7 protein-coding genes are annotated in these 8,849 nt (G+C 66.4%); all 7 read left to right on the top strand.

The genetic code is table 11. The annotated features are described in order from the left end of the window. Nucleotides 1–131 precede the first annotated feature (131 nt). The 7 genes from ACRVY7_RS14130 to ACRVY7_RS14100 all read left to right on the top strand — a co-directional run bounded on the left by ACRVY7_RS14130 (nucleotide 132) and on the right by ACRVY7_RS14100 (nucleotide 8,696). Nucleotides 132–2,345, top strand: coding sequence for an HAD-IIA family hydrolase (locus tag ACRVY7_RS14130; RefSeq protein ID WP_431817494.1), 2,214 nt, complete (start codon nucleotides 132–134; stop codon nucleotides 2,343–2,345). A 12-nt stretch (nucleotides 2,346–2,357) separates the two neighbouring features. Beyond that, nucleotides 2,358–2,618 carry a hypothetical protein gene (locus ACRVY7_RS14125; RefSeq protein WP_431817493.1) on the top strand — a complete coding sequence of 87 codons (261 nt, stop codon included), beginning with the start codon at nucleotides 2,358–2,360 and terminating at the stop codon, nucleotides 2,616–2,618. A gap of 44 nt (nucleotides 2,619–2,662) precedes the next feature. Beyond that, the gene (locus ACRVY7_RS14120) at nucleotides 2,663–3,559 is read left to right on the top strand and encodes a TlyA family RNA methyltransferase (protein ID WP_431817492.1); all 897 of its coding nucleotides are present in this window, start codon (nucleotides 2,663–2,665) and stop codon (nucleotides 3,557–3,559) included. A 36-nt stretch (nucleotides 3,560–3,595) separates the two neighbouring features. After that, nucleotides 3,596–4,660: an NAD kinase gene (locus tag ACRVY7_RS14115; RefSeq protein WP_431817491.1), complete on the top strand. Its 1,065-nt coding sequence runs from the start codon at nucleotides 3,596–3,598 to the stop codon at nucleotides 4,658–4,660. Further along, complete coding sequence (gene recN / locus ACRVY7_RS14110) at nucleotides 4,660–6,483, top strand: DNA repair protein RecN (RefSeq protein WP_431817490.1); 1,824 nt, start codon at nucleotides 4,660–4,662, stop codon at nucleotides 6,481–6,483. Before ACRVY7_RS14115 ends, recN begins: the two co-directional genes overlap by 1 nt. A 92-nt stretch (nucleotides 6,484–6,575) precedes the next feature. Next, complete coding sequence (steA, locus tag ACRVY7_RS14105; protein ID WP_431817529.1) at nucleotides 6,576–7,757, top strand: putative cytokinetic ring protein SteA; 1,182 nt, start codon at nucleotides 6,576–6,578, stop codon at nucleotides 7,755–7,757. Nucleotides 7,758–7,760: 3 nt separating this feature from the next. Further along, nucleotides 7,761–8,696: a copper transporter gene (locus ACRVY7_RS14100; RefSeq protein ID WP_431817489.1), complete on the top strand. Its 936-nt coding sequence runs from the start codon at nucleotides 7,761–7,763 to the stop codon at nucleotides 8,694–8,696. Nucleotides 8,697–8,849: the final 153 nt, after the last annotated feature.

The following is an 8,849-nucleotide window of genomic DNA, read 5'->3' as shown; positions in this document are numbered from 1 at the left end:
TCCAGTAATGCCCCGCACCCCCGTGGTGCGGGGCATTACTGCATTCACAGGCATTTACATTTCGCGCACGCGGGAGCTCCGGGTCGCGGTGGATTCCGCACCAAGACCCCGCAGGGCATAGATTGAGAGTCATGAACGATCGCGATCGGGGACAGGACAAACGAGGCCGAGGGCGTGGGTCGGACAATCGCGGACGTGGCCCAGACGGCCGTGGACGACCGTCGGATCGACGCGGTTCGGATCGACGAGGGCCCGAGGGCCGGCCTGCGGGTCCGCCGTTGCCCGACGACGTCGTGGCGTCGGACCTCGACCAGGAAGTACGCCGTGATCTGCTGACGCTCGACAAGGCGAACGCCGATCGGGTGGCGAGGCATCTGGTGATGGTCGCTCAGCTGCTCGATTCAGATCCCGAGTTGGCGCTGGCTCACGCACGTGCAGCGCGGGAACGCGCCTCGAGGGTCGGACTGGTCCGCGAGACCGCGGGAATCGCGGCCTACAACGCCGGCGAATGGCAAGAAGCTCTGACCGAGTTGCGGGCCGCGCGCAGAATCAACGGCGGCACATCGCTGCTGCCACTGATCGCCGACGCCGAGCGTGGACTCGGACGCCCAGAACGAGCTATCGAAATCGCTCGTAGCGAGGAGGGGCGCTCACTGACCGGCGACGAGGCGACGGAAATGCGCATCGTCGAGGCCGGCGCACGCATCGATGCTGGCGAACCCGCGAAAGCGCTCGTGACGCTTCAGGCGGAGGATCTCGCACCAGGCCGGACCGGCACGATGGCAGCACGATTGTTCTACGCCTATGCGTCCGCGTTATTGGCTGCTGACCGTCGTGATGATGCGGTGACCTGGTACATGAACGCCGCAGCGGCCGACGTCGACGACGCCACCGACGCGGAGTTCCGCCTGATGGAGCTGTCGGAGGACATGAGTCCCGACACCACATCTGACGACATCGCCTCGGCAGTGGAAGACGTCGATGTCGTCGGTGCCATTGATGAGACCGAAGGCCCTTCCGGTAATGGTGTCGGTGCCGCGTCGATAGATGACTCGGGAGATAAGGACTCGGTAGATAGCTCGGTAGACGCCTCGGGAGATGACGTCGTCGAGTCGGAGACGACGACCGCGCCTGCAGAAGTCCCACCCACGTCGAGTACAGAATCATCCGACGAGAAATCGGCTTCATCGAGCACTGCATCGACGGCCACGACTCCGTCGGCACCGGCTCCTCAACCCTCGGCACCGGCTCCTCAGCCTTCGACGCCGGCAGCGTCCAGCGCGCCTTCGCCCGAGCCGCAGGCTCCGCCGGAAGGGTCGTTGGTTGATCACTACGAGGCGCTGCTCCTCGACCTCGACGGCACCGTGTTCGCGGGCAAGGAGCCGACTCACGGAGCGCGCGAGACCCTCGACGCTCTCGACCTTCCCCAGATCTTCGTCACCAACAACGCGAGCCGACGTCCGAGTGAGGTTGCAGCACATCTCAATTCGATGGGTTTCTCGGCGACCGAGGATCAGGTCGTGACGAGTGCTCAGAGCGCGGCTCGTCTGCTCTCTGAGCACGTCGAGCCAGGTTCGCGTGCGCTCGTGCTCGGTACCGACGGACTGGCGCAGGAGGTGCGGGAGGTCGGAGTCGGTGTCGCCAGGAGCGCAGACGACCGTCCCGCCGCCGTGATCCAGGGATTCTCGCCGGATACGAACTGGTCGACGCTGTCGGAGGCCGCTCTCGCGATCCGCGCGGGTGCGCTGTGGATTGCCACCAACACGGACGCGACCCTGCCGTCCGAGCGTGGACTGCTCGTCGGAAACGGGTCACTGGTCGCCGCTGTCGCCAACGCGACCGGCGCCGAACCTCTCGTCGCCGGCAAACCCGCTGCGCCGCTGATGGCGGATGCGATGAAGCGCAGCGGAGTCACCAATTCGCTGGTCGTCGGCGATCGACTCGATACCGATATCCAGGGAGCGCATTCGGTCGGCCTCGACAGCGCGCTCGTCCTGACCGGTGTGAGCACTCCGAAGGATCTGCTGCTTGCACCACCCGAGCAGCGGCCGTCGCACGTGATCGACGACCTCACTGGTCTTCTCGATGATGAGGAAACCGTCCGGATCGGAGAACAGCCGGACTGGGACGTCGAGGTGTCCGGCGCGACCATCACGGTGACTGCAAATGGGGAAGAGCCCGCGCACGAGGCACTTCTGCCTGCACTCGCGCACGCCGCGTGGGCACTCCTCGATGGCCGGGACGTCGAAGCCGGGCCGGTCGATCCGTCGGATGTGGCGATCACCAGCGGCGACCCGGACGTTCGGTCGCAGATCGACAAGCTCGGTGTCGGAGACCTGCGCTAGCGTGGTCGTGTCATGAACTACCAGCAACCGCAACACCCCGTCCCCGGAGCGCACCTGCGGCCCGGGCCGCAATCGCCCTCGCCTGCCGACCTTGCGGCTGAGCCGCAGATTCCGGTTGCGGAGACGGTTGAGTCGCTGCTCGGCGAGGTCGATCGTATTCGCGAGCAGGCAGGCGACACCTTCGATCTCGCGGCGCTCGCGCGGCAGAGTGAGCTGCTGGAGAAGGCTCATGACGTACTCACCGCGGCGTTGGCAGAGGTCGATCCTCGATGACGGCCGGTCTGTCGCGGGTGATCACACTGTTCAGGGTTCACTGAGTGGCTACGCGTGCACGGCTCGACGCCGAGCTCGTCCGCCGCAAGTTGGCCCGCTCAAGAGAGCAGGCTCGTGAGCTGATTGAGGCGGGGCGGGTCACCGTCAATGGGGTCCTTGCCGCGAAGCCCGCGACCAATGTGACGCGCGACACCCCCATCCTCGTTTCCGACGACGGCCCCCGCGACGACTGGGCGTCGCGCGGTGCGCACAAGCTGCTCGGTGCACTCGAACGATTCGAGCCGCAGGGTTTGACCATCGCCGACAAGCGTTGCCTCGACGCGGGCGCGTCGACCGGAGGATTCACCGACGTTCTGCTTCGACGCGGGGCCGCCGAGGTTGTTGCGGTCGATGTCGGCTACGGGCAGCTCGTCTGGCGGCTCCAGTCCGACGACCGTGTCGACGTGCACGACCGTACCAACGTTCGTCATCTGAACGCCGACGACATCGGGGGACCTGTCGACATCGTCGTCGCCGATCTCTCGTTCATCTCGCTGTCGCTGGTCTTACCGGCGTTCGCTGCCAGTGCCCGACCGGGCGCCGACCTGTTGCCGATGGTCAAACCGCAGTTCGAGGTGGGTAAGGACCGGGTTGGCTCCGGTGGCGTTGTGCGCGACCCCGAGTTGCGCGCCGAGGCGGTCTACCACGTCGCGCGCGACGCAGCGAAGCTCGGTCTGGTCACCAGGGACGTCGTGGCGAGTCCGTTGCCAGGGCCGTCGGGCAACGTCGAATACTTCTTGTGGCTCACATACCAACCCGCTGACCACCACGCGCAGCCCGACGTTCCGGCGGACGATACTGTCGGGGAGACTGGTGGCGGCGCAGACGAAGTCGCCGACACTGCGGATGATGCGCAGTTGCGGGGGATGATCCACCGTGCCGTCGACGAGGGACCTCGCTGAGCGTGCCCGCAGATCGGGAATGGTGAAAGGAACAAGGTGATCGACGAATCAGTGGTCGCCGTGTCCGGTCAGCGCGAGTTCATGGTGGTGGCGCACACCGGACGTGCTGTGGTGACCCGTACGGTCGAATCGATCGCGCGCCACTGCGCTGCGGCGGGCGTCGGGCTACGCATCATCGACCACGACCTCACTGCCGACAACCCCGCGACGCAAGACGACGTCGACCTTCGCGGACGAGACGACAGGGAAGGTCACGACGATCCCGCCAACCGCGACCATGGGCCCACGCGGCCACCGAGCCATCCGCTCGACATCGACGGACTGCGCGAGCTCGGCGCAGATGTCACCGTTGCGACGGGCGACCCGGAATCGGCCGTCGGGTGCGAGGTCGTCATCGTGCTCGGAGGCGACGGAACGTTCCTGCGCGCAGCAGAACTCGCCTATCCGGCGGGCGTTCCGGTGCTCGGAATCAACCTCGGACACATCGGGTTTCTCGCCGAAGCCGAGGCCAACCGCATCGACGACGTGATGGCGCAGCTCATTTCGCGTGACTACCGTGTCGAACCGCGGATGACCCTCGACATCTCGATCAGCCATCCGACCAAACCGGACGAGGTGCGCCGTAGCTGGGCACTCAATGAGGTCGCCATCCTCAACCGAACCAACAACGGCGTGCTCGAGTTGGTGACCGAAGTCGACGGTCGGCCGGTATCCGCGTTCGGAGCCGACGGCGTGCTCGTGTCGACACCGACCGGATCGACTGCCTACGCCTTTTCGGCCGGCGGACCGGTGATGTGGCCCGACCTCGAAGCGATCCTGATCGTTCCGAGCAATGCGCACGCGCTGTTCGCCCGGCCGATGGTGACCAGCCCTCGATCGCGGATCGCGGTGGAAATCGACAAGCACGGACGGTCGGCGATCGCCCTGTGCGACGGGCGACGCGAGATCTTCGTCCCGGCAGGCGGCCGCGTCGAGGTGGTCCGCAGCGACCGATCGGTGCTGTGGGTACGCATCGATTCCGATCCGTTTGCCGATCGACTCGTCACGAAATTCGACCTGCCGGTGACGGGATGGCGCGGTCGGCAGGGTGAGGGGAAGTAGTGCTCGAAGAGCTGTCGATCTCCGGCCTCGGCGTCATCGATCAGGCCTCCGCGCAATTCAGCCCCGGGTTCACCGTATTGACGGGCGAGACCGGCGCGGGCAAGACGATGATCGTCACCAGCCTGCGGCTGCTGTCGGGTGCGCGCGCCGACGCCGGAAGAGTGCGATCGGGGAGCCAGAAAGCGACCGTCGAGGGGCGGTTCCGACTCGCTGAGTCCGCCGACGATGCCACGCGTGCCGCTGTCGCCGACATCGTCGAATCTTCTGGTGCAGAACTCGACGACGACGGCTCGGTCATCGTGGTGCGCACCGTCGGCTCGGATGGTCGTTCGCGTGCACACCTCGGCGGGCGGTCGGTGCCGGTCGGCGTGATGGGCAGATTCACGGGCGCGCTGTTGACGATTCACGGCCAGAACGATCAGCTTCGTCTGCTCCGTCCCGACCATCAGCGCGACGCCCTCGACAGTTTCGCCGGTGACAAGGCTGCTGCGGCGCTGAAGCGGTATCGCTCGGCGCGCGAGAGCTGGGTCGCAATACTCGACGAACTCGATGCGCGGCGCGCCAACCATCGTGAACTCGCGCAGGAGGCCGACCGACTGCGCTTCGGCATCGACGAGATCGCCGCGGTCGACCCGCAGCCAGGAGAAGACGACGCGCTTGCCGACACCATCCGACGACTCTCCGATCTCGAGTCGATCCGGTCGGCGGCTGCGGGATCGCATGACGTCGTCGCCGGCGATAACGGTTCGCTCGTCGACGGTCTCGGGCAGGTTCGTTCGCTCCTGGAGTCCGCTGCCGATGCGCAATTGCGAACGCTCGCTGCTCGCGTGTCGGAGACGCTGACAGTCGTCACCGATATCGGCGACGAGTTGTCGTCGTTTCTGTCCGGGCTGCCCAGCGACGCAGACGAACTCGAGAAGTTGCTCGCTCGCCAGGGTGAGCTGAAGGCTCTGGTCCGCAAGTACGCACCTGATATCGACGGCGTCATCGCGTGGCGTGAGACGGCGGAACGTCGACTTTCCGAAATCGACGACCCGCAGGGCTCGATCGACGAACTCGAGGTGGCGGCCGCCTCGGCACGCGCCGACGTCGAGTCGGCGGCGTCGACGCTGCGAACCATGCGTCGTAAGGCGGCGACGTCCATGTCGAGCAAGGTGTCGGCCGAACTGGCAGGCCTCGCGATGGGCGACGCCGCACTCTCCGTGAACGTCATCCCCGACGTCGCGGCCCCCGACGATCGGCTGGCGATCACGGTCGACGGAGCCGCCGCGCACGCAGGTGCCGACGGCGCAGATCGCGTCGAGTTCGCCCTTGTTGCACATGCCGGAGCCGACCCCCTGCCGATCGCCAAATCGGCCTCCGGCGGCGAGCTCTCGCGACTGATGCTGGCGCTCGAAGTGGTTCTCGCAGAGCCGACGTCGGGATCGGTCATGGTCTTCGACGAGGTCGACGCCGGTGTCGGTGGCCGGGCCGCGGTGGAGATCGGACGTAGGCTCGCGGGTCTCGCACGGGCCCACCAGGTCATCGTCGTCACGCACCTTCCGCAGGTTGCGGCCTTCGCCGACAACCACCTGGTGATCGGAAAGACGTCGAAATCCGGCGATCGTGCGCAGACCAGCACACTTCGGCCACTCGACCGCGACGCGCGCATCGCCGAATTGGCGCGCATGCTCGCGGGACTCGGCGAATCAGATACGGGCCGGGCGCATGCGGAGGAACTACTGGCCACCGCTGATGGCGAGAAGGCTCACGCCGTCGGATCGTCGGCAGGTGAGTCGACGGCCGCAGCGACAAAAGCGAAGGGCACCCGCAAGAAGCGCTGAGACAGTTGGTACTCGTGTGACAAAAGTTGCCCATGTTGCGGCGCGCCTCCCCAAGGCTGCGCGGCGCACGGTCAATCATGTGGTGCATGAAGATGCCCGCACTGCTCGCACGTAACTCCGAAGAACTGCCTGGCGTGTCCGGTATCGCCAGGATCGACAAGAACACCCGCCGCCTCATCGACCGAGTCGGACCGGGTGACATAGCCATCCTCGACGAGGTCGACCTCGACCGCGTCACCGCCGACGCTTTGGTCGAGGCAAATGTCGTCGCCGTTGTCAATGCGTCCCGCTCCATCAGCGGGCGCTACCCCAACCTCGGACCCGAGGTGCTCGTCGGCTCCGGGATCGTCCTCGTCGACGAGGTCGGACCCGAAGTGTTCAAGCGCGTCAAGGACGGCGCGAAACTCCGGGTCGACGACGGCAAGGTGTTCGTCGGTGAACGACGCCTCGCGCGTGGCACCACGCTCGACGAGCACGAGATCGCCGACATGATGATCGAGGCAAAGACCGGACTCGTCGATCACCTCGAAGCCTTCTCCGGCAACACGATTGAGTTCATCCGGAGCGAGTCCCCACTGCTGATCGACGGTGTCGGCGTGCCCGACATCGACGCCTCGTTGGTCGGCAAGCACGTCGTGATCGTGGGGGACGGACCCGACCGCGCGGCCGATCTGCGCGCACTCAAGCCGTTCATCAAGGAGTACTCACCGGTGATCATCGGTGTCGGGGCCGGCGCAGACACGTTGACGAAAGCTGGGTACAAGCCCTCGCTGATCGTCGGCGACCCGGAAGAGATGAAGGTCACGACGCTGAAATGCGGTGCGCAACTGGTGCTTCCGGCAGACACCGACGGTCATGCCGCGGGTCTCGAGCGAATCCAGGACCTCGGAATCGGGGCGACCACATTCCCCGCTGCCGGCGCGGCGTCGGATCTCGCTCTGCTGCTCGCCGACTACCACGGTGCCGACCTCATCGTCACCGTCGGCTATGGCGGCACCCTCGACGACTTCTTCGACCGCTCGCGGCGCGAGAGCAATCCGTCGACCTTCCTCACCCGAATGAAGGTCGGACCCAAGCTGGTCGACGCGAAAGCTGTTGCGACGCTGTACAGGAGCCGCGTGTCGGGGGCGGCCGTCGCCTTCGTTGTACTCGCGGCGCTGATCGCGGTGATCGCTGCGGTGATGTTGTCGAGCGCGGGTGGCGAAGTGACCGATTGGGTTGTCGCACAGTGGCATCAGCTCGTCGAGTGGGCCCGTGGGGTCTGGAACAGGTAGACAATGATTTCGGTTCGGCAGCATGCGATCTCGCTCGCCGCGGTGTTTTTGGCACTCACGGTGGGTTTGTTCATCGGCTCCGGTTTTGTCGGCGACAGAATGAATTCGTTGACCGGCACCAGTCGTGATCGCATCGGGGCGTTGCAGGACGAGCGCGATCAACTCAACGATCAGCTCAACAGCGCTAACAGTTTTGACACCGCGATCACCGGACGGGTGATCGACGGAACGCTTCGTGGCCAGTCGGTCCTGGTGGTGACCGCTCCCGGCGCGGCAGACGCCGACGTCGCCGCCATCAAGGACGCGGTCGCAGGCGCGGGCGCCAAGGTGTCGGGTCAGATCGCGTTGACGCCACAATTCGTCTCCGATCAGAAATCCGAGCAACTCTCGACGATCATCGACCAGACGATTCCTCCGGGTTCGACGCTGCGCGCCGAACTGGTCGACTCCGGTGGCCGCGCGGGTGATCTACTCGGTGCTCTGACGCTCGACCGCGGCGGAAAGGGTGCAGCGTCGGCTGACGACCGGCGGACCGGACTCGAAGCGTTGCGCGACGGCGGGTTCATCGACTACGCCGGGGCGGGCTCCACACCTGCCGACCTCGCCGTCGTGGTGACCGGCGGCAGCTATCCCGAGGATTCCGGTGCCCAGGGACAACTCGTCGCCCGCTTCGCCGCGGCACTCTCGGGGCGTGGCGACGGGGGAGCGCTGCTCGGTCGGACGGGTTCGACCGCGGGTGGCTCGCCGATCGCCGTCGTTCGCTCGGACCCCGGTCTGGGCAACGCCGTCTCGACCGTCGACAACGTCGATCAGCAAACCGGGCGCATCACGTCGATCCTGGTCCTGCAGGAGGAGAAGGGCGGACGGACCGGCGCCTACGGCACCGGAGCGGGCGCCAAGGCGATCACGGTCGGGGCCACCGACCGACCGTCGACCTGACGCCGTCCGGGGGCGGGGCGTTCCGAGGGGGACGCCGCTCGCCCTGGCCGGTCGGCGGGATCACGACGCGGATCACACCTTTGGCGAGCACGCTTCCGGTGTGGCGGAGCGGAGAACCGCCGATGGGTGTTACCCTGGAGTCCCGTAGGTCAA

This window comes from Gordonia jacobaea (assembly GCF_965344965.1).
GTDB lineage: Bacteria > Actinomycetota > Actinomycetes > Mycobacteriales > Mycobacteriaceae > Gordonia > Gordonia jacobaea.
This window is presented reverse-complemented; position numbering and strand designations above follow the sequence as displayed.

Excerpts from the sequence above, each read along its gene's own strand:
- ACRVY7_RS14130 (WP_431817494.1), top strand. The coding sequence starts at position 132 with ATGAACGATCGCGATCGGGGACAGGACAAACGAGGCCGAGGGCGTGGG.
- ACRVY7_RS14125 (WP_431817493.1), top strand. The coding sequence starts at position 2,358 with ATGAACTACCAGCAACCGCAACACCCCGTCCCCGGAGCGCACCTGCGG.
- steA (WP_431817529.1), top strand. The coding sequence starts at position 6,576 with ATGCCCGCACTGCTCGCACGTAACTCCGAAGAACTGCCTGGCGTGTCC.
- ACRVY7_RS14100 (WP_431817489.1), top strand. The coding sequence starts at position 7,761 with ATGATTTCGGTTCGGCAGCATGCGATCTCGCTCGCCGCGGTGTTTTTG.